This window comes from Streptococcus sp. HMSC34B10 (assembly GCF_001839505.1).
Taxonomy (GTDB): domain Bacteria; phylum Bacillota; class Bacilli; order Lactobacillales; family Streptococcaceae; genus Streptococcus; species Streptococcus peroris.
The window spans coordinates 246,867-270,836 of record NZ_KV841556.1 but is presented as its reverse complement, the minus strand read 5'-3'; the positions used below and the strand labels follow the sequence as shown (position 1 = coordinate 270,836).

General features: G+C 40.4%; 25 protein-coding genes. 2 read left to right on the top strand and 23 right to left on the bottom strand.

What is annotated here, in order from left to right; translation table 11 throughout:
* Positions 1–4: 4 nt before the first annotated feature.
* Genes HMPREF3237_RS06920 through HMPREF3237_RS06895 form a run of 6 tightly spaced genes read right to left on the bottom strand, consistent with a single transcriptional unit; the run spans position 5 to position 6,059 of the window.
* Positions 5–1,108 carry a prephenate dehydrogenase gene (locus HMPREF3237_RS06920; RefSeq protein ID WP_070889302.1) on the bottom strand — a complete coding sequence of 368 codons (1,104 nt, stop codon included), beginning with the start codon at positions 1,106–1,108 and terminating at the stop codon, positions 5–7.
* Between the two features lie 9 nt (positions 1,109–1,117).
* A complete protein-coding gene (gene aroC, locus HMPREF3237_RS06915; RefSeq protein ID WP_070889301.1) occupies positions 1,118–2,284 on the bottom strand; it encodes a chorismate synthase in 1,167 nt (388 codons plus the stop codon).
* 9 nt (positions 2,285–2,293) lie between these two features.
* The gene (aroB, locus tag HMPREF3237_RS06910; protein WP_070889300.1) at positions 2,294–3,361 is read right to left on the bottom strand and encodes a 3-dehydroquinate synthase; all 1,068 of its coding nucleotides are present in this window, start codon (positions 3,359–3,361) and stop codon (positions 2,294–2,296) included.
* Between the two features lie 16 nt (positions 3,362–3,377).
* Positions 3,378–4,232, bottom strand: coding sequence for a shikimate dehydrogenase (locus HMPREF3237_RS06905; RefSeq protein WP_070889299.1), 855 nt, complete (start codon positions 4,230–4,232; stop codon positions 3,378–3,380).
* Positions 4,222–4,899 (bottom strand): type I 3-dehydroquinate dehydratase, encoded by a 678-nt coding sequence (aroD, locus tag HMPREF3237_RS06900; protein WP_006145175.1) that lies wholly within the window; start codon positions 4,897–4,899, stop codon positions 4,222–4,224. The genes HMPREF3237_RS06905 and aroD overlap by 11 nt, the downstream gene beginning before the upstream one ends.
* On the bottom strand, positions 4,896–6,059 hold the full coding sequence (locus HMPREF3237_RS06895) for a class I SAM-dependent rRNA methyltransferase (RefSeq protein WP_070889298.1): 1,164 nt from the start codon (positions 6,057–6,059) through the stop codon (positions 4,896–4,898). The genes aroD and HMPREF3237_RS06895 overlap by 4 nt, the downstream gene beginning before the upstream one ends.
* Before the next feature lie 245 nt (positions 6,060–6,304).
* Between HMPREF3237_RS06895 and HMPREF3237_RS06890 the strand changes: the two genes are divergently transcribed.
* Complete coding sequence (locus HMPREF3237_RS06890) at positions 6,305–7,756, top strand: alpha-amylase (protein WP_070889297.1); 1,452 nt, start codon at positions 6,305–6,307, stop codon at positions 7,754–7,756.
* Between the two features lie 44 nt (positions 7,757–7,800).
* On the opposite strand, the gene HMPREF3237_RS06885 is transcribed toward HMPREF3237_RS06890, so the two are convergent.
* The 12 genes from HMPREF3237_RS06885 to cdaA all read right to left on the bottom strand — a co-directional run bounded on the left by HMPREF3237_RS06885 (position 7,801) and on the right by cdaA (position 19,029).
* Positions 7,801–8,475, bottom strand: a complete 675-nt coding sequence (locus HMPREF3237_RS06885) for a DnaD domain-containing protein (RefSeq protein ID WP_070889296.1) — start codon at positions 8,473–8,475, stop codon at positions 7,801–7,803.
* An 8-nt stretch (positions 8,476–8,483) separates the two neighbouring features.
* Positions 8,484–9,428: a homoserine O-acetyltransferase MetA gene (gene metA, locus HMPREF3237_RS06880; RefSeq protein WP_070889295.1), complete on the bottom strand. Its 945-nt coding sequence runs from the start codon at positions 9,426–9,428 to the stop codon at positions 8,484–8,486.
* A 193-nt stretch (positions 9,429–9,621) separates the two neighbouring features.
* Positions 9,622–10,134 (bottom strand): adenine phosphoribosyltransferase, encoded by a 513-nt coding sequence (locus tag HMPREF3237_RS06875; protein WP_070889294.1) that lies wholly within the window; start codon positions 10,132–10,134, stop codon positions 9,622–9,624.
* 141 nt (positions 10,135–10,275) lie between these two features.
* A complete protein-coding gene (locus tag HMPREF3237_RS06870) occupies positions 10,276–10,869 on the bottom strand; it encodes a hypothetical protein (protein ID WP_070889293.1) in 594 nt (197 codons plus the stop codon).
* Positions 10,869–12,737 carry an ABC-F family ATP-binding cassette domain-containing protein gene (locus tag HMPREF3237_RS06865; protein ID WP_070889292.1) on the bottom strand — a complete coding sequence of 623 codons (1,869 nt, stop codon included), beginning with the start codon at positions 12,735–12,737 and terminating at the stop codon, positions 10,869–10,871. The genes HMPREF3237_RS06870 and HMPREF3237_RS06865 overlap by 1 nt, the downstream gene beginning before the upstream one ends.
* Complete coding sequence (locus HMPREF3237_RS06860) at positions 12,734–13,933, bottom strand: CCA tRNA nucleotidyltransferase (RefSeq protein ID WP_083327689.1); 1,200 nt, start codon at positions 13,931–13,933, stop codon at positions 12,734–12,736. The genes HMPREF3237_RS06865 and HMPREF3237_RS06860 overlap by 4 nt, the downstream gene beginning before the upstream one ends.
* Entirely contained in the window at positions 13,930–14,697 is a 768-nt protein-coding gene (gene dapB, locus HMPREF3237_RS06855) for a 4-hydroxy-tetrahydrodipicolinate reductase (protein ID WP_006145166.1), read from the bottom strand. Before dapB ends, HMPREF3237_RS06860 begins: the two co-directional genes overlap by 4 nt.
* Before the next feature lie 39 nt (positions 14,698–14,736).
* Positions 14,737–15,585, bottom strand: a complete 849-nt coding sequence (locus HMPREF3237_RS06850) for a DegV family protein (protein ID WP_070889290.1) — start codon at positions 15,583–15,585, stop codon at positions 14,737–14,739.
* Positions 15,586–15,588: 3 nt separating this feature from the next.
* Positions 15,589–15,963 carry a DUF1149 family protein gene (locus HMPREF3237_RS06845; protein WP_025168627.1) on the bottom strand — a complete coding sequence of 125 codons (375 nt, stop codon included), beginning with the start codon at positions 15,961–15,963 and terminating at the stop codon, positions 15,589–15,591.
* Positions 15,964–16,029: 66 nt separating this feature from the next.
* Positions 16,030–17,379: a phosphoglucosamine mutase gene (gene glmM, locus HMPREF3237_RS06840; RefSeq protein ID WP_070889289.1), complete on the bottom strand. Its 1,350-nt coding sequence runs from the start codon at positions 17,377–17,379 to the stop codon at positions 16,030–16,032.
* Between the two features lie 20 nt (positions 17,380–17,399).
* Positions 17,400–18,185: a CdaR family protein gene (locus HMPREF3237_RS06835; RefSeq protein WP_070889288.1), complete on the bottom strand. Its 786-nt coding sequence runs from the start codon at positions 18,183–18,185 to the stop codon at positions 17,400–17,402.
* On the bottom strand, positions 18,172–19,029 hold the full coding sequence (gene cdaA, locus HMPREF3237_RS06830; RefSeq protein ID WP_070889287.1) for a diadenylate cyclase CdaA: 858 nt from the start codon (positions 19,027–19,029) through the stop codon (positions 18,172–18,174). The genes HMPREF3237_RS06835 and cdaA overlap by 14 nt, the downstream gene beginning before the upstream one ends.
* 134 nt (positions 19,030–19,163) lie before the next feature.
* On the opposite strand from cdaA, the gene HMPREF3237_RS06825 reads away from it, so the two are divergent.
* Complete coding sequence (locus tag HMPREF3237_RS06825) at positions 19,164–20,132, top strand: NAD(P)/FAD-dependent oxidoreductase (protein ID WP_070889286.1); 969 nt, start codon at positions 19,164–19,166, stop codon at positions 20,130–20,132.
* A gap of 31 nt (positions 20,133–20,163) precedes the next feature.
* Here the strand turns inward: HMPREF3237_RS06825 and whiA are convergent, their stop codons facing one another.
* From whiA to yihA, 5 genes are read right to left on the bottom strand one after another with little or no spacing between them, the layout of a single operon-like run.
* Positions 20,164–21,075: a DNA-binding protein WhiA gene (gene whiA / locus HMPREF3237_RS06820; RefSeq protein WP_070889285.1), complete on the bottom strand. Its 912-nt coding sequence runs from the start codon at positions 21,073–21,075 to the stop codon at positions 20,164–20,166.
* On the bottom strand, positions 21,072–22,049 hold the full coding sequence (locus tag HMPREF3237_RS06815) for a YvcK family protein (protein ID WP_070889284.1): 978 nt from the start codon (positions 22,047–22,049) through the stop codon (positions 21,072–21,074). Before HMPREF3237_RS06815 ends, whiA begins: the two co-directional genes overlap by 4 nt.
* The gene (gene rapZ, locus HMPREF3237_RS06810) at positions 22,046–22,936 is read right to left on the bottom strand and encodes an RNase adapter RapZ (protein ID WP_070889283.1); all 891 of its coding nucleotides are present in this window, start codon (positions 22,934–22,936) and stop codon (positions 22,046–22,048) included. Before rapZ ends, HMPREF3237_RS06815 begins: the two co-directional genes overlap by 4 nt.
* A gap of 50 nt (positions 22,937–22,986) precedes the next feature.
* The gene (locus HMPREF3237_RS06805) at positions 22,987–23,367 is read right to left on the bottom strand and encodes a RidA family protein (RefSeq protein ID WP_006145156.1); all 381 of its coding nucleotides are present in this window, start codon (positions 23,365–23,367) and stop codon (positions 22,987–22,989) included.
* Positions 23,368–23,376: 9 nt separating this feature from the next.
* Positions 23,377–23,964, bottom strand: a complete 588-nt coding sequence (gene yihA / locus HMPREF3237_RS06800; protein ID WP_006145155.1) for a ribosome biogenesis GTP-binding protein YihA/YsxC — start codon at positions 23,962–23,964, stop codon at positions 23,377–23,379.
* Positions 23,965–23,970: the final 6 nt, after the last annotated feature.

Here is a 23,970-nt window from a genome sequence, read left to right as displayed (position 1 = left end):
CTCCTTATTTGATAACGACTGTGTAATCTGTATTTTCTGTAATTAAGCGCTCAGCACGTTTTAAATCCTGAGCATTCTTAAAGGAAATTTGCAGAATCCCGTGCACATCCTCTCGATTATCTTCATTTACATGGATATTGACCAAGGAAGTCCCTCGTAGCAGTTCCAAGATGCGTAAAATCACATCTTCCTCATCGGGAACGTCTATATAGAGATCATATGAGCTATCTACTCCTCCACGTTTATGGATTTCCATAGCTTGACGTTGCTCACGCGCTTGATTAAAAAAGTTCCAAATTTGGTTTTCATCACCCTTGCTGATAGCTTGCTCAATCTCGTCCAAACGCCCCTTGAAATCCTCGATGCGTTCCATAATGGTCTCTCGATTTGATAAGAGGATAGAAGTCCACATACCAGGCTCACTTTCAGCAATCCGAGTCATATCTCGAAATCCACCGGCCGCAAAGCGCCGCGCCATTTCATGCTCTTCAGCATAACTTGCAGTTTGCCCCATCAAACCTGATGCTAAAATATGTGGAAAATGACTAATCTGAGACGTCACTCGGTCATGTTCTTCAGCATCAATTTCAATGAAACGAGCATGAAGACCTGACAGCAAGTCTTTCATTTCTTCAAGCGTATCTGGTGTCGTCAGACTTGAAGGCGTAAAGATATAGTAGGCATTTTCAAAAAGGTTGACATCGGCAGACGCCGCTCCTGTCTTGTGGCTCCCTGCCATAGGATGCGCTCCAACAAAGCGAACAGACTTATTAGTAAAATACTTCTCTGCTGTAGCCACGATAGCTGACTTGGTCGATCCAGCATCCGAGACAAGAACTCCTTTTTTTAAATTCAAGGTTGCCAACTTCTTGATAAAATCAAGAGTCTGCTGGATAGGAAGTGTCAAAATAATAATATCCGCAAGTGGAGCAAAACTGGCAAAATCATCCGTCGCACGATCAATCATTCCTCGCTCCAAGGCAATATCTCTAGAAGCTTGACTGCGATTGTATCCTAAAATTTCATAATCAGGATGATCCCGCTTGATTCCAAGCGCCATGGAAGCACCAATCAAACCCAGACCTGCGATATAGATGGTTTTTGCCATAAGAACTCCTTAATAATTCTTTGTATATTCCCGATGTTTTGCAACAGCTTCTTTTAGTTCTTCCAAATTATCAGAAGAGAATTTCTCAAGGATTTCTTGAGCTAAGACCGTTGCTACGACTGCTTCCATGACTACACCTGCTGCTGGAAGAGCGGTTGGATCACTTCTCTCCACTGTTGCTTTATAAGGCTCATGAGTTTCGATATCAACACTCATCAATGGCTTATAAAGAGTCGGAATTGGTTTCATAACCCCACGGACAACAATTGGTTGACCATTGGTCATCCCACCTTCGAAACCTCCAAGATTATTAGTACGACGAGTATAGCCGTCTTCTTGTGACCAAAGGATTTCATCCATGACTTGGCTACCCGTGAGATAACCTGCCTTAAAACCAAGTCCAAACTCTACGCCCTTAAAGGCATTGATTGAGACAACCGCTTGAGCTAGTCTAGCATCTAGTTTTCGATCCCATTGGACGTATGAACCAAGTCCTACTGGTACACCACCTACAACCGTTTCAACAACACCACCGATGGTATCTCCGTCACGTTTAATTTGGTCAATATAGTCCTTGATTTCCTGCTCACGCTCTTGGTTAACGATAGAAACTTCTGACTGGGCAGCCAGTTTCTTAATCTCTGCGACTGTTAAGTTTTCTGGAACATCGATTTCCTTACCACCAAAGACAACAACATGGTTGGCAACTTCAATATTAAGCTCAGCCAATAGGCGTTTAGCCACAGCCCCAACTGCTACCCGCATAGTCGTTTCACGGGCAGATGAACGTTCCAGGGAATTTCTCAAATCATCAAAGCGGTATTTGATGCCCCCAACCAAGTCTGCGTGACCTGGGCGAGGATGTGTAATTTTTCGTTTACTTTTAAGTTTGTCATCAATATCCTCGGCAGACATGATATCTAGCCATTTTTGATGGTCTTTATTAATGACATCCATGGTAATAGGAGCCCCCGTCGTCTTACCATGGCGAACGCCAGAAGTAAAGACGACCTGATCGCTCTCAATCTTCATGCGTCCACCACGACCATAACCACCTTGGCGACGTTTAAGATCCTCATTGATATCTTCTGCAGTTAAAGGAAGACCTGCGGGAATTCCTTCAATAATTGCTGTCAGACGAGGGCCATGTGATTCTCCCGCTGTTAAATATCTCATACACTCTCCTTATTTTACCAAGTAATCTTTCATTTCTTCGAGAGAAACGGGGTGAATCGTTGCTGAACCAAGCTCTGGTACCAAGACTAACTTCAAGGTATTCCCACGTGCTTTTTTGTCATGAGTCAAAGCCTGATAGAGCTTATCAAGATCCCAGTTTTCATACTCAACTGGAAGACCAAACTTCTGACACATCTCTCGGATAGACTGAGTTATTCCAGCTGGCATGAGTCCTTTTTCTTCTGCCACCTTAGAGACCTGAACCATTCCCATAGCTACTGCCTCACCGTGCATGACTTTTCCGTAACCAGCAGTTGCTTCAATAGCATGGCCAATTGTGTGACCAAAGTTGAGATATAAACGAATGCCATTGTCCAACTCGTCCTCAACTACCATCTTGCGCTTCACCTGACAAGAATGCTCAATCAAACTTTCTGAATGCTCTAAAATACTTTCTACGGAACCATCCATTTCAGATAATAGGTCCCAAAGTTCTGGATCTTCGATTAATCCATACTTGATGACTTCACCCATTCCTTCAATCAATTCTCTCTTCCCTAAGGTTTCAAGAACGGTTGGGTCAATCAAAACACCATCTGGTTGAGCAAAAGTTCCTACCATATTCTTAGCAAAAGGTGTATTCACCCCTGTCTTACCACCAATTGAAGAGTCCACCTGAGCCGTCAAACTGGTCGGAATTTGGGCAAAGTGAATACCTCGCATATAGGTTGAGGCTACAAAGCCAGCCAAATCACCAACTACACCGCCACCTAGAGCCACAATACCATCGCTACGAGTCAAATCCTGTTTGACTAAGAATTCATATGCTTTTTGAACTGTTGTTAAATTTTTTCGCTCTTCACCCTCTAGAAAAGCAAATACAGTCACTTGAAAACCAGCATCCTCTAAGCTCAACTTGACCCTTTCTGCATAAAGAGAAGCTACACGGTTATCCGTGATAATAACGATTTTTTGAGGTTGCCATAATTCTCGCAACCATTGACCTGCTTGAGACAAACACCCTTTTTCAATCCAAATATCATAGGGATGATGAGGAAGGTCTACTTTAATTTTCATGGTAGTCTCCTTTTCTTTACTGATACTTTTCGCTTAAGGACTGCAAAATTTCATCCATTGGCATTTCCTTTCCTGTCCATAGTTCAAATGCCTCTGCAGCTTGGTAGAGCAACATACCTAAGCCATTAAAAGCGTGATTACCCTGACTTCTTGCCCAATTTAGAAATGGTGTCTCAAAGGGTTGATAAATGACATCTGCTACCAAAAGCTGCTTTGGTAAAACAATACCTGTTGGGATTGGCTGAGATGTTCCATCCATACCCACACTGGTCGCATTTACCAAGAGATCAGCTTGAGTGATGCTATCTTGAAGCTTTTGACTATCTTCTAAAGCAAATAAATCTACTTTGAATCCTGTTTCAATTTGTAATTTTTTTAGATATGGTCTTGTTTTTTCAAGAGAGGCTGAGCGTACAAAGACGGAAATCTGACTGACTCCATCCAAGATTGCCTGTGTCAAAATTGCCTTGGCTGCGCCGCCTGCTCCTAACAAAACCATTCTTTTCCCTGATATTTTAAAAGAAGGCAAGCTCTTAAAGAATCCCTTGCCATCTGTGTTATATCCGATTAAAGTTCCTTCTCGATTCACCACTGTATTGACCGCACCAATCAAACGAGCTTCTTCGCTTAACTGATCCAGATAAGGAATCACTTGCTCCTTGTAGGGCATAGAAAGATTGATTCCAAACATCTGATAGCGACGAATATTGGCAACCGTTTCTGCCAAATCAGTAGCTTCTACTTCCCAAGCTAGATAAACACCGTTGGTATTGGTTGCTTCAAAAGCGCTATTGTGAATGAAGGGAGAAATGGAATGTTTGATGGGATTTGCGACTACAGCTGCTAAACGTGTGTAGCCATCAATCTTCATTTAAAAGCTCCCGAATTTTTTGCATACTAGATAGAGAAATTTGCCCTGGAGCACTGGCTTCGTCCAGACTTGCAAAAGACCAACTAGAACCCGTTACATCCGAAGTAATACGTGAGACCTTGCCCACTTTTCCCATAGAAACTGTTACATATTCTTGTTCAGGATTCAATGTTTTAAATCCTCGTGTAAAGTTCATCAAATCCAATACATCTTGTTCTGTATGAGCCATAACCGCGATTTTCACAACTTTAGGGTTTAAACTTGTCAACTCAGACAAGATTTCCATCAGATTTTCAGGTGTTTCTTGGAAATTATGGTAGCTCAAGACAAGGTTTGGAAAATCCAACATTTCCTCAAAAACATCTTTGTAGCTAAAATATTCAAAATCAATATAATCTGGTTGATAAAGCTGGGCTACTTCCTTGATAATTTGAACATATTCTTCTGAAGAGAGCTCAATTTGACCACCCTCAGCACGAGTACGCAAGGTAAAAACAAGCTCACGACCAGCGAATTTTTCAAAAATAGCTGGCGCTACCTGCAAAATAGCTTCCTTGGGTAAAAAGTCTGCTCGCCACTCAATGATATCGGCATCATGATACCGCATAACATCAATAGCCTGAGCCTCCTCTAAACTTCTTGGCATTACAGAAACAATTAATCTCATTTACTAACCTTCATGGTAATCACTTTGAGGTAATTACTACTTTCATCTTTTTCATTGTAGACAAAGTCTGCTGGAAGTCCATATTTATGAAGAACTTGATACTTTCTACCTGCAAATCCTTTGTCGATTTGTTCTGTGAATTTTTGACGGGAAACATTAGCCGCATTGGTACTAGCGATAATGATTCCACCTGGGTTTAAAATCTCTAGGCTTTGGGAAATCAACTTGTGATAATCCTTAGCTACAGAGAATGTTTGTTTTTTATTTCGGGCAAAGCTAGGCGGATCCAGAACAATCACATCATAGCTCAAACCTTTTCTTTTAGCATATTTAAAGTATTCAAAGACATCCATGACAAGTAATCGATGATTGTCTAGACTCAAACCGTTGGCATGAAAATGAGCTTCTGATAGTTCTCTTGAACGTTTTGCTAAGTCTACAGAGGTTGTTTCACTAGCTCCCCCCATAGCTGCAGCGACTGAGAAAGCTGCTGTATAGGAAAACATATTGAGCAAGGATTTCCCCATTGCTAAACCATCAACTAAGCTCCCACGAACTTCATGCTGATCCAAGAAAATCCCTGTCATAAGGCCGTCATTCATAAAGACTTGGTACAAGACTCCATTCTCGAGAACAGTGAAATATTCAGCTGCTTCTTGACCATAGATATGGGCAGATTCATAGTCTAGACCTTTAAAGCGAATCTTTTCATAGGCACCTAAGACTTCCGGGAATACCTGAGAGAAGGCTGCAATGATCTCTTGGCGAATTCCAAAGATATAGGAGTTATACCAAGAAAAGACAACATAATCTCCATAGAGATCCAGCGTCATTCCACCAAATCCATCGCCTTCTTGATTAAACAAACGAAAGGCAGTTGTCAACTCATCTTGATAGTAGGAAGAACGTTTTTGTTTAGCTTTTTCAAACAAGCTTTCAAAGAAGGTTTGATTAAAAGAAACTTTCTGGTTGGTTACAAACCAACCAATCCCCTTATTTTGTCGGGATAAATAAGCCTTCCCTAAAAACTCTTTGTTTTGGCTGAAAAGTTCAACTTCCTGATCAGTTTCAGATAAGTCTTGAAAATCAACTTCTTCCAAAAGAACCTGACCTTTGCGGAGCTTTTTTTCGACACGCCGACTGACGAATACTTTATTCATAGATACAATTATATCAAATTTGTTGAAAATTCACAAAATAGAAAGTGATTCTCCATTGATTCCATAGGAATTGAAACTATTTATCACTCTTTTCCATCAGATAGTATCTCTCTTCCGAATTTTAAAAAGGTTTTTGTAAAAAATGGACATAAAATGTCTAGAGTATATTTTATAGCGCAAACGTTTGCGTATTCCTTGGCTTTGTGGTAAAATGATTCTCAAATTCTTAAGTATGAGGACTTTCTATGAAAAATCAAACCCTAATGCAATATTTTGAGTGGTACCTTCCCCACGATGGACAACACTGGACGCGACTTACCGATAGTGCTGAGCACCTTGCAAATCTAGGAATTAGCCACGTCTGGATGCCACCTGCCTTTAAAGCTACCAACGAAAGAGATGTCGGTTATGGTGTCTATGACCTTTTTGACCTCGGAGAATTCGACCAAAAAGGAACTGTGCGTACCAAGTACGGTTTCAAAGAAGACTATCTTCAGGCTATTCAAACACTTAAATCTCACGGGATCCAACCCATGGCCGATGTGGTGCTCAATCATAAGGCAGCTGCAGACCGTTTGGAATCTTTCCAAGTCATCGAAGTTGATCCAGAAGATAGAACGATTGAACTAGGAGACCCTTTCACTATCAATGGTTGGACAAACTTTACTTTCGATGGCCGCCAAAACACTTACAACGATTTCCACTGGCATTGGTACCATTTCACGGGAACTGACTATGATGCCAAGCGTCGTAAGTCTGGCATCTATCTGATTCAGGGTGATAACAAAGGCTGGGCCAACGAAGAATTAGTTGATAATGAAAATGGTAACTATGACTACCTCATGTATGCCGACCTAGATTTTAAGCATCCAGAAGTGATACAAAATATCTACGATTGGGCTGATTGGTTCATCGAAACGACTGGTGTAACTGGTTTCCGCTTAGATGCTGTTAAGCACATTGACTCATTCTTTATGCGCAATTTCATTCGCGATATGAAAGAAAAGTATGGGCAAGACTTCTATGTCTTTGGGGAATTCTGGAATCCAGATAAGGAAGCTAATCTAGATTATCTTGAAAAGATTGAAGAACGCTTTGACCTTGTCGATGTCCGCCTTCATATGAACCTCTTTGAAGCAAGTCAGGCTGGAGCTGACTATGATTTGACTACTATATTTGATGATAGTCTGGTTCAAATCAATCCAGAACGAGCTGTGACTTTTGTTGAAAATCATGATACTCAGCGAGGTCAAGCTTTAGAATCTACTGTAGAAGAATGGTTTAAACCAGCAGCCTATGCTCTTATTCTTTTGCGTGAACAGGGCCTTCCATGTGTCTTTTATGGAGACTACTACGGTATCACTGGTCAATTTGCCCAGCAAGATTTTAAAGAAGTTCTTGACCGTCTGCTAGCTATCCGAAAAGATTTAGCTTATGGAGAGCAGACTGACTACTTTGATGACCCACATTGTATCGGTTGGGTCCGTTCAGGCGCAGACAATCAATCACCTCTTGCCATCCTTATCTCAAATGCTCAAGAGAATTACAAAACCATGTTTGTTGGTCAAGAGTGGGCTGACCAAACTTTTGTTGATTTACTTGGCAATCATTCAGGCCAAGTCACTATTAATACTGAAGGATACGGTGACTTCCCAGTTGCTGAACGATCAGTCAGTGTTTGGGGACTTACTCATTAAAAGCACAAAAACTTGCCTGATGGCAAGTTTTTTTAATTTAAATATTAGTCCTTCCATAAATCCATGGCATTCTTAAAATCAGATGAAACTTGAACATTTTGAGGATTGGTTGCTTCTCTTTCCTGACGTTTTGCCTCTACCTGGGCTACACTCTGGATGCCCTCATGTCGCCAGTTTCGTAGGATTGCTTGGATATATTTCCAGTTTGGTTTTCCATTCAAAACAGCTTCACGTAGAGCTTCTTTTATCACATCGGCACTCGTTCCGTCTTCCTTTAAACTCTTTTCCAAATCTTCAATTTCAAAGGGACTCAAGAGACGACCTAGTTCCTGCTGAAAAGTATCTACCAATCTCTTTAAATCATTTGGAGCAAGTTGTGCCTGGTTTGGAGCTTGTTTTTCAAAAAGTTGGTCTAGGCATTCCAAGGCAAGGGTTGCGTCGAAAATAACTTCAATTTCTCCATTGAGTTCAATCGTGCGATATTGGAGTAAGCCTTTATCAGTCAATCGCGAAATAGCCTGATTGACTTCAGTGACCTCTTTGCCAATTTTTTCAGCGATTTGACTGGGGGACAATTCACCCAAAGCCGTTGTATTTTGTAGGTAAAAGAATTGCCAAACTAAGAAATCATCGCTTGACGTGAATAGTTGATTGTAATGTAAGAGCAAGTCACTCGGTAAGACTAAGTTTCCTGATTTAAAAGCATCTAAATATGTCATAATTCCTCTTATAAATATCCAAAATGTGACACATCTTCTTCCGCACTTTTCCACTCAAAAGGCGTTTCTTGATAAACTGCATAATTGACCCAGTTACTGAAAAAAAGGGCTGCAGACGAACTCCAACGCATGCATGGAAGCTCATGAATATCATCATTTTTGAAATAATTTTCTGGTATATGTGGATCTAAACCAACATTTAGATCTCTAAAATATTCTTTCGCAAGCGTATCACGATCATACTCCAAATGCCCAAAGCTATAAACCTCTCTCAAATCGCGACTTGCAAGGATAGAAATCCCCACCTCTTTTCCTGAAGCCAAGATTTCTAAATTGGTTTTATTCAAGATATCCTCTTTGAGGACTTCTGTATGACGAGAATGAGGAGATACGTATAGATCATCAAATCCTCTCAACAAAAGATGACCTTCTTTTAAAACATCCTGAGGATAAATTCCAGAAAGCTTTTGGACCATCTGGTGTTTATCTACACCATATCGATAGTAAAGGCCTGCTTGAGCACCCCAACAAATATGTAGTGTTGAAAAAACATGAGTCTTAGACCAATCGATTACTTGGGTAAATTCTTCCCAATAGTCCACTTCTTCGAAAGGAAGATGCTCAACTGGAGCTCCTGTGATAATCAATCCGTCGAAATAATCACCTTTGATTTCTGAGAAGGTCTTATAAAAAGTCTCCATATGCTCAGAACGGGTTGTTTTCGACTGGTGACTTTCCATATATAAAAAGTCAATATCTAACTGTAGTGGCGTATTTGCCAAGTGTCGCAAAAGCTGAGCCTCTGTAACCATCTTCTGTGGCATTAAGTTTAAAATCAAAATTTTCAGTGGTCGAATATCCTGATGAGCCGCTCGCTGGTCATCCATGACGAAAATATTTTCCGTTCGTAAAATCTCAACTGCTGGTAATTTTTTATCAATTCGAATCGGCATGGAAATCTCCTTACTCTAACAATACTTGGCTCAAATGAACATGAAGTCACCAAATAAAAAAATCAGCTGACGGTAGTCCTTCCTTTTATTATACTGTAAGAAGATATAGTTTTCAATTATAGTTTTTCTCTAACTAGATATAGCCTTTTTTTATAGCAGATGAAGAGAAAACAGCCCTAAGGACTGTTTTTCATTAATAATGCATGAGTACTTTATAGTCGTAATCTCCGATAGCTTCACGGCCTTTAAGCTCATCAAGCTCAATCAAGAAGGCACATCCAGCTACGATACCACCTAATTTTTCAACCATTTCAATCGTTGCTTTAACAGTACCACCTGTTGCCAAAAGGTCATCTACGATCAGAACACGTTGACCTGGTTTGATAGCATCTGCGTGCATGGTCAAAGTATCAACACCATATTCTTTTTCGTAGTCAGCTGAAATCACTTCACGTGGTAATTTTCCTGGTTTACGTACAGGTGCAAAACCAATTCCCAACTCAAAAGCGACTGGACATCCAACGATAAATCCACGCGCTTCTGGCCCTACGATCATATCGATCTTTTTGTCAGTAGCATATTGAACAATTTCACGAACAGCGTAGCTGTAGGCATTTCCGTTAGCCATCAAAGGGCTGATATCACGGAATGTAATTCCTTCTTGTGGATAATTTTCAATACTTGCAATGTAATCTTTTAAGTTCATAGCGTTTCTTTCTTTTAAAATTTTTACTCCTTATTATACCATATTTCCTAGAAAAGCAAAATAGAAAGAAGCCTTGGAATATCGTTCCAAAGCCCCTCAGTCCTTCATTAATTTCGGCGGTTCACTCTCTCAATGAAATCTTTACTTCTTTTTGCTTTTCGAGCTTTGATTTCGTCCGCGATTTTGTTCGATGCGCCACTCTCGCTCATAGTATGTCATCGTTTCAAATACTCTCTCTGGTAGTCTTACATCAAGCAAATAGATGGGAATTATCAAGTCTATAGAAGGTTTAACAGTTGTAAATTTATTTCGCAAGTGAGTCCATAAAGATTTTATTTTTACGAGGTCTTTGTCATAAAAAGACACCTCAATCCGATAAAAATCCCTCGATCTTCTTCCTCCTGAAATTCTCCGAAAAGCGAATTCTTCTACATCTTTCCAGTCGTAAAATTTACTTGCTTTATAAGGGTTTGGCTTATAGAAGAATCCCTTAACTGTGCATCTCAGATATTCTCTATCTGAACGCAAAATTTGAATGCGTTGGTAAACGATACATCCAACAGTTAAGATTAACAGAATCATTAAAAGTAGCAAGATAACCATTAAGATAGAGACTTGCACTAAATGCGTCACTATAAAAAGTAATATCCATAAGAGAAAAATGCCGTAAACGAGAACGAAAACGGTATTCCAGATGACTTTCTTACCACTCCATTTAATAATTGTTTCTTCCATTATACCAACTCACTTAAATATTCATAGCGTTCATATTTTTCAAGCAAGGTTTCATTCTTCTCATCTAGCTCTTTTTGAAGTGTAGCTAATTTACCAAAGTCAGAACCATTAGCCTGCATCTCTTCTTCAATGGCCGTGATACGATTTTCCAAGACTTCGATATCTCCTTCAATGCTTGCCCACTCCTGCTTTTCTTGGTAAGTCATCCGTTTCTTTTCTTCACGGACTTTGGCGACTTTTTCCTTGTCAGCCTTTTGGACTTGACTTGCAGCTTCTGCTTCAAAGGCCTTTTCATCTAAGTAGTCGGTATAATGGCCAAAGAAAGGACGAATAGTCTCATTCTCAAAGGCAAGAATCTTAGTCGCTACCTTATCAAGAAAATAACGGTCGTGACTGACTGTTAAAACAGGCCCAGCAAAACCTTGCAAGAAATTCTCCAAGACCGTCAAGGTCGCAATGTCTAGGTCATTGGTCGGCTCGTCCAAGAGAAGAACATTGGGCTTTTCTAGGAGTAGTTTGAGAAGGTAAAGACGTTTCTTCTCTCCACCAGACAGTTTCTCAATCAAGGTACCATGCATTGAACGTGGAAAGAGGAACTGTTCTAGTAATTCTGCAATAGATGTCGTAGTACCACCGCTAGTCTTAACCTCTTCTGCCACTTCCTGCAGGTAATTAATAACTCGCTTGCTTTCATCTAATCCCTCAATTTGCTGAGAGAAATAGGCGATGCGAACTGTTTCACCAATGATAACTTGGCCCTCAGTTGGTTTCAGTATCCCTGCAATGAGATTGAGAAGGGTTGACTTCCCAACACCATTATCCCCAACGATTCCAATACGGTCTTTAGCTTGCACCAAAAGGTTAAAATGTTGCAGAATCGGTTTGTCGTCATAGGCAAAGGAAACATCCTTGAACTCGATAACCTTTTTACCGATACGACTGGTCTCAAAGTTCATGGCCAAGTCTGTATCAGCAGTCGTGTCTGAAACTTCCTTTTTCAAATCATGGAATCGATTGATACGAGCTTGTTGCTTGGTCGCACGCGCTTGTGGTTGCCTGCGCATCCAGTCCAACTCTTGCTTATAGAGTTGCTTTTTCTTATGAAGAAGTGCTGCATCGCGCTCATCCTGTTCTGCTTTGAGACGAACATAGTCTTGGTAATTTCCTTGATATTCTGTCAAGCCTGCACGATCCAACTCAAAAATGCGCGTAGAAAGAGCATCTAGGAAGTAACGGTCATGGGTGATAAAGAGAACCGTTTTCTTGGAATTTTTCAAAAAGAGGGTTAGCCACTCAATAGTTGCTATGTCTAAGTGGTTGGTTGGCTCATCCAATAATAAAAGATCATGGTTACCCAGAAGTACTTGTGCCAATTGAACCCGTCTACGGAGACCGCCAGACAAAGTTCCAACTGGAGCTGTTAAATCCTGAATGCCGAGCTTGCTGAGAACTGTTTTGACCTGACTCTCAATTTCCCAAGCTTGGAGAGAATCCATCTCCGCCATGACACGTTCCAAACGTGACTGCTTATCCTCATTATAGTTAAGCATAATCAGTTCGTATTCACGGATCAATTGGATTTCCTTCAAATCACTTGATAGAACAGTATCCAAAACAGTCTTGCTATCATCAAAATCTGGGTCCTGAGTCAGGTAGCCAATCTTATAATCGTTTTTTGCTGAAAAAGGGCTTACGTCACCATCAAAACCTGAAACACCAGAAAGAACATCTAAAAGGGTTGTTTTCCCGGTTCCGTTGACACCGATAAGACCGATTCTATCCAAGGTATGAATGATAAAGGAAATATCCTTAAAGACAGTCTTATCACCAACGGATTTACTTAGTTTTTCAACGATAAAATCACTCATTTTCTCCCCCTTAGGTAGTCATGGATGGCTTGACGGTCATTTTTCAACACTCCGTCTACAATAGCGTACTCAATTTCATCTAACACATCTCCCAATTCAGGACCTGGCTGATAGCCGTATTCCTTAATCAGTATTCCACCATTGATTTGCATCTCTTTCTTATCATGAATGGTCAAGCTCTCGTAGGTTTCTATGATGGCTTGTGGATTGATTTCCTTTCCTTGAGCTCTGCGGAGATTTTCAGCCTGCAAGAGCGAGTCAAGATTGAATTGATAGCAATCACGTTTACTCAATGCTCCTCCCTCACGAAGAGACAAAATAGTTAGCAAATCCTGTACCTGCTTAGCAAATTGACGTGAAGTTTTCCAATGTTTCAAAAATTGTTGAGCATCTTCCACTTCTAAAGCCCACAAAAGTGCTGCCCAGGCTTGTTCAGAAGATTCAAAAGTGAAATTATCTTCTAAATCAAATAATGACTGGAGCTTGTCCTGACTACCAGCCATATCTGGAAGATAATCATAAGCTTGACTCTCAATCATAGAAGATAAACCTACTCGCCAATAAGGAGCTAGTAGAAGTTTATCAAATTCAACAAAAGTACGCTCGATCGATATTTTTTCTAAGAGCGGCGTTAAGACCTTCATCGCTTTAAAGGTTTCTGTCTCCAGTTCAAAACCAAGACTGGCCTGGAAACGAAATCCACGCATGATGCGTAGAGCGTCTTCGTTGAAACGTTCACTAGCGACACCCACTGCACGCAATATTTGATTTTCTAAATCTTTTAGACCATCAAATAAATCAACGATTTCACCTGTCTCATCTAAAGCAAAGGCATTAACTGTAAAATCGCGACGCTTGAGATCTTCTTCTAGCGAGCGAACAAAAGAAACTGCACTAGGCCTACGATAATCTACATAAACATCTTCTGTCCGAAAGGTTGTCACTTCATACTCTTCTTCACCTTCTAAGACTAAAACTGTTCCGTGTTCGATACCAATATCAACCGTTCTTGAAAAAATCTGTTTGGTTTCTTCAGGATAGGAAGAGGTCGCAATGTCCACATCGTGGATAGGACGATTGAGGAGTGCATCTCTAACAGATCCACCAACAAAATAAGCCTCAAAACCCGCTTCTTTAATTTTTTCTAATACTGGTAAAGCCTTCTGAAATTCAGAAGGCATTTGTGTTAATCTCATAATAAGTGTTCTAATCCATAGACAAGCTCATGACGCTTGACAACTTCTTTGATTCCCAAATTCACTCCTGTCATGAAGGAGCTACGATCATAGGAGTCATGACGCAGAGTCAAACCTTCTCCTTGATTTCCAAAAATGACTTCCTGATGGGCTACCAAACCAGGTAAACGGACCGAATGGATTCGCATACCATCAAAATTAGCTCCACGTGCACCTGCAATGAGTTCTTCCTCATCGCTTGCACCTTGTTGAATAGGCTCACGAACTTCAGCCATTAACTCAGCAGTCTTGATGGCTGTTCCACTAGGAGCATCTTTTTTCTTGTCATGGTGCAGTTCAATAATTTCCACATTTGGGAAGTATTTAGCCGCCTGTGCCGCAAATTGCATGAGTAAGACAGCACCTAAAGCAAAGTTTGGGGCTATCAACCCTCCCAGATTTTTATCGCGAGAAAAGTTTGTCAACTCGGTTATTTGCTCACTAGTAAATCCTGTTGTCCCAACAACAGGAGCAAAACCTTGCTCTAAAGCAAAGTGGGTATTTTCATAGGCAACTGCAGGAGTTGTAAAATCTACCCAGACATCGGCATCAAAACCAATTAAATCTGTCTTATCTTTAAATACAGGAATCCCCTGCCATTCAGTTTCCTGAGCGAAAGGATCTAAAACAGCAACTAAATCAAGTGCTGGATCACCTAGGACCATCTGACAAGCAGCTTGTCCCATTCTTCCCTTAAAACCTGCAATAATGACTCTTATACTCATCTCTACTCCTATCTAAGATACAAAGCCTGTAAGAACAAGCTAGACGATTGGGGTATAACCCAAAGCAATACTTCCTTCTCCAAGGTGAGTCCCAATGACACTACCGAAGGTTGCAATCGAAATGTCTGTAGCTACTCCACTATCTAACAAAAGCTGACGCAAATCTGCTGCTTTTTGAGAGGCATTCCCATGAATCACTGTAATCCGGTAGTTTCCGTTACTTGTTGCTTCTTTGACAATTTCGACCAAGCGTTTGGTTGCTTTCTTTTCTGTACGAACTTTCTCATATACTTCAATCACACCTTGGTCATTGAAGTATAAGATTGGTTTAATACTAAGAAGATTCCCTAAAATAGCTGCCCCATTTGATAAGCGACCACCTTTAACAAGGTGATTGAGATCATCTACCATGATAAAGGCAGAAGTGTTCTCAATCTGTTCTGTTAATTTTGCTAAGATAGTTTCGAAGTCATTTCCCAACTCAACCCATTGAAAAACACTTTCCACCATAAACCCTAGAGGAGCACTTGTAATACGAGTATCAGGAAAAGCAATTGTTAGACCTTCAAACTCATCCGTCATATACTGGATATTCTGGTGGAATCCTGAGATTCCAGAAGAAAGGAAGAGTCCCAAAACATGGGTATATCCTTTTTCTTTTAATGACGATAAAATTTCATCCAACTTAGCAATGCTTGGTTGACTTGTTTTAGGTAGCTCAGATGAACGAGCCATTTTTTCATAAAATTCTTGAGCGGTTAGATTTACACCTTCAACATACTCCTGTCCGTCGATATTCACAGGAATGTCTAGCACAAATAAATCTTCTTTCCGCAAGGTTTCCGCTTGTAGAAAAGCAGATGAGTCTGTTATGACCGCTAATTTCATTTTTTAAAACTCCAAATTAATTCCTGGTAAATCCAGTGCAATTTCCGTCACTTCATAAGTCAAACGATTAAGCATATTCAAACATGGACGGCCAAGTTGTTCCACTTCTTCTTGTTTCAAGTCAGAAGGTTGTTCGACAATACGCCCTTCTACATGATTCACTTGAGAAATCGTTCCACTGATAACAAATTTATCAAAAACAATCATAAAAGTTAAAACAACGACCATTGAAGTCACTTGCTTTTCTCGATCATGTTGGATTAATTGAAAATTAACGTCAATTTTCGTTTCAGGAACTCCGTTTTCATTTTCCCATTCAAAGTTACGTGCATCAAAGTGATACTGACTTACAAATTCTTGTTCACGTTTTAAATTCATCACATTCTCCATGGTTACAATTTACTTTGACATTGTAACATATTTTCCTATTTTCTGCTAACTTTCCTAGATCCCAATCTCTTCTTTCACAACTTCTGCAATGGTATCAACATAGTAGTCTACCTCTTCAGTTGTTGGAGCCTCAGCCATGACACGTAAGAGTGGTTCAGTTCCACTTGGACGAACTAAAATACGTCCGTTGCCAGCCATTTCTTCTTCCATCTTTTCAATGATTTCCTTGATAGCTGGCACTTCCATGGCTTTTTCTTTCATGTTGTTTTCCACACGGATATTGACCAATTTTTGTGGGTAAATAGTCACTTCTGAAGCCAACTGAGATAAGCTCTTACCCGTTTCTTGCATGATTTTAGTCAATTGAACTGCTGATAACTGACCATCCCCTGTTGTATTATAGTCCATCAAGATAACGTGACCTGACTGTTCTCCTCCAAGATTATAGCCAGATTTCCTCATTTCTTCAACTACATAACGGTCTCCAACAGCAGTAACAACTTTATTAATTCCTTCACGATCCAAGGCTTTATGGAAACCAAGATTAGACATGACTGTTGTTACGATGGTGTTGTGCGCTAATTGACCTTTTTCTGAAAGGTATTTCCCGATGATATACATAATCTTATCACCGTCAACAATTTCGCCGTTTTCATCAACTGCAATCAGACGGTCACTGTCACCATCAAATGCCAAACCAACAGCAGACTGACTTTCTTTTACAAGTTCCTGCAGAGTTTCAGGATGAGTTGAACCAACATTGAAGTTGATGTTCAGTCCATCTGGTGTTTCTCCGATAACTGTCAATTGAGCACCTAAATCTGCAAAGATTTGGCGGGCACTTGTTGAAGCAGCACCATTTGCAGTATCCAAGATCACCTTCATTCCTTCAAGAGATGTTCCAGTCGAAACAAGGTATGCTTCGTACTTGCGTAATCCTTCTGGATAATCGACAACTGTACCTAGACCTTCTGCGCTTGGGCGCGGAAGAGTATCCTCACTCGCATCAAGCAAAGCTTCTATTTCAGCTTCCTTATCATCGTCCAGTTTAAAACCATCTCCACCAAAGAATTTAATCCCATTATCAAGGGCTGGATTGTGGCTAGCTGAAATCATAACCCCAGCACTTGCTCCCTCAGTTTTTACCAAGTAAGCTACCGCTGGTGTGGCAAGAACACCAAGTTTATATACGTGAATCCCAACTGAAAGAAGACCAGCAATGAGAGCCGACTCTAACATTTCCCCTGAAATACGTGTGTCTCGTCCAACAAAAACCTTAGGTACTTCCGTCTCATGTTGACTAAGAACATAACCTCCGAAACGCCCTAGTTTAAAGGCCAATTCCGGCGTTAATTCTACGTTTGCTTCTCCACGGACTCCATCTGTTCCAAAATATTTACCCATTTTACTATTCCTTTTCTAGTTTAATGTTGCTTTGAAGTATCAGGCTTCGTTTCTGTCGTTGATGAGTTCTCAGTAGACGAAGCATTACTTGTTGTCGTTGTACTATTTGTTGATCTGACTTGTTTCGTTACTACTTTCATAGTGGTTTCAAAAGGAGTAATGACTGTTGGCAAAACTGCCCCATTTTTATCCACAGCTTGTAGAGGTACTGTGCCTGAATAATTTCCATTTATTTTTTCGCTGGTTGGTAAAACTGCAACAATGCGATCAATTTTAGATAGAGTATCTGTATCACTGGTTACTGAAACTCGTCCATCGGAAACAGTAATACGGTCGATTAAAATTCGCTCATCAATTTGACTAGAGTCAATTTGAGGAACAACTGGTACATTATCTTTAGTAACCTTCTTACCAATTTTTATTTTAATCTTTTGTGGTGATACTACAGCTGTCAAACCACTCGGCAGATTTTCAATCGTCAAAGGAACTTCAACCGTTCCTTCTGTAGCCTGCGTCAAATCTGCTTTGACTTTAAATTTACGAGTACTTTCCTGCATTTCACTGGCCAAGGCTACCCGATTTGAACCCGTTAAAAATACTGTTACTTCTGAACTAAAACCACTTATGAAATACTGGTTACTATCATACTGAATATCAATTGGTACATTAACTACTGTATTTGTATAGGTTTCTGTTTTAGTTGATCTAGCACTATTATTATTTTGATAATTGATTGATGTTGCATAGACAAATAGTAGGCATGCAAATAGGAAAGAGGAGATAATATAAAGACTATTTCTTTTCATTTTTCCATCCTCCTAATATACGTTCTCTTAACGTTGGCTCTGGTGAATCCACTGGTATCAGGATGCGACGTAACTCATCCTCGAATTCTTCCAAACTCAAATCATGTTTAAAGACACCATTGTAGGTAATGGAAATGCCACCTGTCTCTTCTGATACAACGAAGGTAAAGGCATCCGAAACTTCGGATAGCCCAATGGCTGCACGGTGACGAGTCCCGAATTCTTTAGAAATCCCTGTATTTTCAGTCAGTGGCAGATAGGCGGAGGTTACGGCTATCCGATCTCCACTGATAATAACTGCACCGTCATGAAGAGGAGTATTCGGGATAAAGATATTAATCAATAGCTCGGCAGAAATCTTGGCGTCCAAAGGAATTCCTGTTACGATGTACTCCTGCAGTGTTCTTACACGCTCGACAGACACTAACGCTCCAATTTTACGAGGGCTCATATACTCAACCGATTTGACAAAAGCCTGTATCATCTGTTCTTCTGAACTCATTGGCGTAGTGGAGAAGAAATCAGTTGCTCGACCTAATCGTTCCAAACCTGTCCGAATTTCTGGAGAGAAAATAACAACCGCTGCAATCACTCCATATGTAATTAACTGATTAATCAACCAAGAAATAGTTGTTAGCCCTAAAAAGTTAGCTGCTATCTGAGCTAAAATAAAAACTAAAACGCCCCGAACCAAAATCATAATCTTGGTTCCTGCAATAGATTTTGTAAATTGATATAAGATATAGGTAACGATTAGAATATCAATCAAATTTATCACAATACTCCAAGGACTGGAAAATAAACTAGACCAATATTGAAGATTCGATAATTGCTGAAAATTCATCCCGAGACTCCTCTCCATAAAACATGCTTCTTTTCATTATACCATTTTCTATGAAATTTTTCTTCCCCTACTTGATTTTAAATTGCTAGAAAATATGATAGAATAAAAAGGTAGAAATGAATTAAGGAGAAGCCATGTCTGAACTATATGATATCACCATTGTAGGTGGTGGACCTGTTGGTCTTTTCGCAGCCTTTTACGCTCACCTTCGTCAAGCAAAGGTACAAATCATTGATTCTCTCCCTCAACTAGGCGGTCAACCTGCTATCCTATATCCTGAAAAACAAATTCTCGATGTTCCAGGTTTCCCAAATCTAACAGGAGAAGAGTTGACAAACCGTTTAATCGAGCAACTCGATAGTTTTGATACCCCAATTTACCTCAACGAAACCGTTCTTGAAATTGAAAAAGAAGATGGTGTTTTTAAGATTACAACTACTAAAGGAAATCATACTAGTAAAACTGTCATTATCGCTATGGGAGGTGGTGCTTTTAAACCGCGTTCACTTGAACTGGAAGGTGTTGAAGGTTATGAAAATATCCACTATCACGTTTCTAACATTCAACAATATGCAGGACAGAAAGTAACTATTCTTGGTGGTGGAGATTCTGCCGTGGACTGGGCCTTAGCTTTTGAAAAAATTGCCCCTACTACACTTGTTCACCGTCGAGATAACTTCCGTGCCCTTGAACATAGTGTACAAGCTTTACAAGAATCATCTGTAAGTATCAAAACACCATTTGTGCCAAGCCAACTTCTTGGAGATGGAAAAACTTTAAACAAGCTTGAAATTACAAAAGTCAAATCCGATGAAACTGAAATCATTGAACTGGATCATCTCTTTGTCAACTATGGTTTCAAATCTTCTGTCGGTAATCTAAAAAATTGGGGATTAGAACTGAATCGCCATAAAATTATCGTCAACAGCAAGCAAGAGACAAGCCAGGCTGGAATTTACGCTATCGGTGACTGCTGCTACTATGAAGGTAAGATTGACTTGATTGCAACAGGTCTTGGTGAAGCACCAACTGCTGTCAACAATGCCATTAACTACATAGACCCTCAACAAAAAGTACAACCAAAACACTCAACAAGTTTATAAGAAAAAACCACGAATCCTAGGATTCGTGGTTTTAAAGTTCATCGGCAATTTTGTTGATCTTTCGCAATCTATGATTGACACCACTTTTGCTGAGTGGATTTGTCAAACTGTCTGCCAATTGCTGGATAGAGTAGTCCGGATGTTGGATACGCAAATGCGCTACTTCTTGCAAATCTACTGGTAGGCTATCTAGACCTACGGTATCAATGATTTTACTGATATTGTTGATGGTTTTCATGCTCGCAGAAACCGTACGAGCGATATTAGCTGTCTCTGCATTATTAGCACGATTGAGATCATTCCGAGTTTCTCGGAGAATCTTGACGCCTTCAAAAGTATCTCTCGCCTCCATGGCTCCCACTAAAATCAGGAAATCCATAATATCTTCCGCTCGCTGAAGATAGGTCACCGCGCCCTTTTTTCGTTCGATAACCTTTGCATCTAGCAAGAACTGCTGCAAGAGCGAAGCAATCCCTTGGGCGTGGTCTACATAAACCGAACTAATTTCCAACTGATATTTGCCTGACTCGGGATCTCTAATGCTCCCATTTGCTAAAAATGCCCCACAGAGATAGGCACGACCTGCTTCCTCATCTCCTAAAATCTCTGGATCAATCCCAGTCTCCAAACCAAAGAAAGAGTCCGCCAAACGCAAATCTGCCAGTAATTCCTGGACTCGCTCATCTGTAAAAACAGTATAGACACGATTTTTTCTAAGATTACTTCTCTGGTGGTGACGAATCTCAGACTTGATGCCGTAAAAGTGCAAGAATGATTCATAGAGATGACGAGCCAACTTAGCATTTTCTGTAATGACGGACAAGGTCAAACCAGAGCTCGATAAACCAATACTACCCGACATCTTGATAATAGCTGACAATTCATAACGACTCAGATGACGCTGCCTTAAAATTTCTTCTTTTACTGCTACTGTAAAACTCATTTTCTCACCTGTATGATTCGCATGAGCTCATCTACGATTAAATCACCATCGTGAAAGGCTCCCCCATTTTCCAAGCGTAGAAAGTTGGATGAAATGACACGTGGGACTTGCTTACGCAAACCTTCAAAATCATGGTCAACCTGAACCAAATACTCATCAAAACGGTTGGTATCCATATAATCCCTCGGAACCTTTTCAATATTAACAAGCACGGTATCGATAAAGGGGCGACCCAAATGGCGATGCAAGACTTCTACGTGATCGCTGTCTGAAAAATGCTCTGTCTCACCACGCTGGGTCATGATATTGCAAACATAGGCAATTTCTGCCTTGGTCTCTAGAAGTGCCTGACCAATCTCTTCAATGACAATATTAGGTAAGATTGATGTAAAGAGCGAACCTGGGCCCAAGACAATCATATCGCTCTCGAGAATGGTATTAACAACTCGACGACTAGCCTGTGGCTTTGCATCATCCAGAGTATTGGTAACATAGACATGATCAATCATTCCTGGATGGTCTGCAATGTGACTTTCCCCAGCTACTTCTGATCCATCTTTGAAGACGGCATGGAGTGTCAAAGGATGGTCGCTTGATGGAAAAATCTTTCCGGTTGTATGGAAAAATTTACTCAGCAATTGCATGGCATTATAGGTCGAACCCTGCATTTCAGATAATCCAGCTATGATAATGTTTCCTAATGGATGACCAGCAAAAGCACCTGCATCCTCTGAAAAACGGTATTGAATGACCTTTTCATAGAATTTTGGCATATCTGACATGGCCACAAGGACATTACGTAAATCCCCTGGAGGTGTCAACTGTTGAATATTCTTACGCAATTCACCTGAAGAACCTCCATCATCAGCAACAGTTACAATGGCTGCAATGTCGACATCCTTTTCCCGTAAACTTTTTAAAATAACTGGGATCCCGGTTCCACCACCAATCACTGTAATCTTTGGTTTTCTCATGAACGGTTTACCGTTTCCTTTCTCCGGTCTTTATCACGATGACTTTCATTTACAGGCCAACTTTTAGATAGGTCAGTTGCTAAACGCTTGGCAAAAGCAACACTTCGGTGTTGGCCACCAGTACAACCAATCGCAATAGTTAAGACTGATTTGCCCTCTTTTTTATAGCCTGGTAGGATTGGTTCAACCAAGGCTAACAAATGACGGTAGAAATCTTCAGATTCCTCATGGTTCATGACATAGTCATAAACTGCCTGGTCTTCACCTGTCTGATTGCGAAGTTCTGGCAGATAGTAAGGGTTTGGCAAGAAACGGACATCAAATACCAAATCTGCATCAATCGGAATGCCGTATTTAAACCCAAAAGACATGACCTCGATACGGAAAGACTGAGTTTGTTCTTGGTCCGAAAATTGCTCTGCAATAGTCTTGCGAAGTTCACGAGGAGTTAACTCTGTTGTATCAACCACATTTTGACTCATATTTTTCAAAGGAGCCAAGAGTTCGCGTTCCAGCTTGATACCGTCCAAGATACGACCATCTGCTGCAAGAGGGTGACTTCTTCTAGTTTCCTTATAGCGTGCCACCAATTCCTTATCAGCTGCATCCAAAAAGAGAATCTTGAAGTCCAAATCATCTTGATTTTCCAATTCATCCAAGACAGCCTGAATCTCTGAGAAGAAAGAGCGGCTTCGCATATCCACCACTAGGGCTAACTTGTGGTCGTCATCTTTGGTCTCTACCAACTGCAAAAACTTTGGCAAGAGAGCTGGTGGCATATTATCAATGGTAAAATATCCTAAATCTTCAAAGGATTGAATGGCTACAGTTTTCCCTGCACCACTCATCCCTGTTACAATCACAAGATGAAGTTGTTTCTTTGTCATCATAATCTCCTTATATCAAAAGAAGTTTGGAAAACCAAACTTCAACTCGCTTATCCAATCTCTGCGATGACTTCAATTTCGACTTTTACATCGCGAGGAAGACGAGCCACTTCCACAGCTGAACGAGCTGGAAATTCCTTGTTAAAGGCTGTTTGGTATACCTCGTTAAAAGGTACAAAGTCGTTTATATCACTCAAGAAACAAGTCGTTTTAACAACATGATCAAAATCTGTTCCTGCCTCTGCCAAGATAGCGCCAATGTTTTTTAAAACTTGCTCTGTCTGTTCTTGGATGGTCACTCCTACGATTTCTCCAGTTTCAGGAGATAGAGGTACTTGACCGCTAGCAAACAAAAGGTTCCCAACGATTTTTCCTTGAACATAAGGTCCGATTGCCTTTGGAGCTTTATCTGTATGAATTGTTTTTGCCATATGTATTCCTCACAATTTTTCTAAAATAGCATCCCAAGCTTGATCCATTCCTGCTTTTGTTACGGATGAAAAGAGGATAAAATCATCACTTGGATCAAAGTTTAATTTCTTTTTAATAGCTGATTCGTGCTTGTTCCATTTCCCACGTGGAATCTTGTCTGCTTTTGTTGCTACAATGATGACAGGAATCTCATAATACTTAAGAAATTCGTACATCTGCACATCATCTGCTGACGGATCATGACGAAAGTCAACGAGACTAACCACTGCCCGAAGATTTTCTCGAGTGGTTAAGTACTCCTCAATCATGCGTCCCCATTTTTCGCGTTCCTTTTTGGACACACGGGCATAACCGTAACCAGGTACATCTACAAAACGCATCTTATCATCAATGTTAAAAAAGTTCAGCAACTGAGTTTTACCAGGTTTTCCAGAAGTACGAGCCAGATTCTTACGATTAAGCATGGTATTGATAAAGCTCGATTTACCAACATTTGAGCGACCTGCAAGAGCAATCTCAGGAAGTTCATCCTCTGGATAGTGGGATTTGTTGGCTGCACTCAGCAAAATCTCAGCATTGTGTGTATTGATTTCCATAGTCAC

Coding starts and splice junctions, on each gene's coding strand:
- HMPREF3237_RS06890 (WP_070889297.1), top strand. CDS start 6,305: ATGAAAAATCAAACCCTAATGCAATATTTTGAGTGGTACCTTCCCCAC.
- HMPREF3237_RS06845 (WP_025168627.1), bottom strand. CDS start 15,963: ATGAATTTAAAACGTGAACAAGAATTTGTAAGTCAGTATCACTTTGAT.
- yihA (WP_006145155.1), bottom strand. CDS start 23,964: ATGGAAATCAATACACACAATGCTGAGATTTTGCTGAGTGCAGCCAAC.
- HMPREF3237_RS06905 (WP_070889299.1), bottom strand. CDS start 4,232: ATGAAGATTGATGGCTACACACGTTTAGCAGCTGTAGTCGCAAATCCC.
- HMPREF3237_RS06870 (WP_070889293.1), bottom strand. CDS start 10,869: ATGGAAGAAACAATTATTAAATGGAGTGGTAAGAAAGTCATCTGGAAT.
- HMPREF3237_RS06815 (WP_070889284.1), bottom strand. CDS start 22,049: ATGAGAAAACCAAAGATTACAGTGATTGGTGGTGGAACCGGGATCCCA.
- HMPREF3237_RS06865 (WP_070889292.1), bottom strand. CDS start 12,737: ATGAGTGATTTTATCGTTGAAAAACTAAGTAAATCCGTTGGTGATAAG.
- HMPREF3237_RS06895 (WP_070889298.1), bottom strand. CDS start 6,059: ATGAATAAAGTATTCGTCAGTCGGCGTGTCGAAAAAAAGCTCCGCAAA.
- HMPREF3237_RS06825 (WP_070889286.1), top strand. CDS start 19,164: ATGTCTGAACTATATGATATCACCATTGTAGGTGGTGGACCTGTTGGT.
- HMPREF3237_RS06885 (WP_070889296.1), bottom strand. CDS start 8,475: ATGACATATTTAGATGCTTTTAAATCAGGAAACTTAGTCTTACCGAGT.
- HMPREF3237_RS06875 (WP_070889294.1), bottom strand. CDS start 10,134: ATGAACTTAAAAGATTACATTGCAAGTATTGAAAATTATCCACAAGAA.
- aroB (WP_070889300.1), bottom strand. CDS start 3,361: ATGAAAATTAAAGTAGACCTTCCTCATCATCCCTATGATATTTGGATT.
- cdaA (WP_070889287.1), bottom strand. CDS start 19,029: ATGAATTTTCAGCAATTATCGAATCTTCAATATTGGTCTAGTTTATTT.
- dapB (WP_006145166.1), bottom strand. CDS start 14,697: ATGAGTATAAGAGTCATTATTGCAGGTTTTAAGGGAAGAATGGGACAA.
- aroC (WP_070889301.1), bottom strand. CDS start 2,284: ATGAGATATTTAACAGCGGGAGAATCACATGGCCCTCGTCTGACAGCA.
- HMPREF3237_RS06835 (WP_070889288.1), bottom strand. CDS start 18,185: ATGAAAAGAAATAGTCTTTATATTATCTCCTCTTTCCTATTTGCATGC.
- HMPREF3237_RS06920 (WP_070889302.1), bottom strand. CDS start 1,108: ATGGCAAAAACCATCTATATCGCAGGTCTGGGTTTGATTGGTGCTTCC.
- aroD (WP_006145175.1), bottom strand. CDS start 4,899: ATGAGATTAATTGTTTCTGTAATGCCAAGAAGTTTAGAGGAGGCTCAG.
- HMPREF3237_RS06805 (WP_006145156.1), bottom strand. CDS start 23,367: ATGGCAAAAACAATTCATACAGATAAAGCTCCAAAGGCAATCGGACCT.
- whiA (WP_070889285.1), bottom strand. CDS start 21,075: ATGAGTTTTACAGTAGCAGTAAAAGAAGAAATTTTAAGGCAGCGTCAT.
- HMPREF3237_RS06860 (WP_083327689.1), bottom strand. CDS start 13,933: ATGAGATTAACACAAATGCCTTCTGAATTTCAGAAGGCTTTACCAGTA.
- glmM (WP_070889289.1), bottom strand. CDS start 17,379: ATGGGTAAATATTTTGGAACAGATGGAGTCCGTGGAGAAGCAAACGTA.
- HMPREF3237_RS06850 (WP_070889290.1), bottom strand. CDS start 15,585: ATGAAATTAGCGGTCATAACAGACTCATCTGCTTTTCTACAAGCGGAA.
- rapZ (WP_070889283.1), bottom strand. CDS start 22,936: ATGACAAAGAAACAACTTCATCTTGTGATTGTAACAGGGATGAGTGGT.
- metA (WP_070889295.1), bottom strand. CDS start 9,428: ATGCCGATTCGAATTGATAAAAAATTACCAGCAGTTGAGATTTTACGA.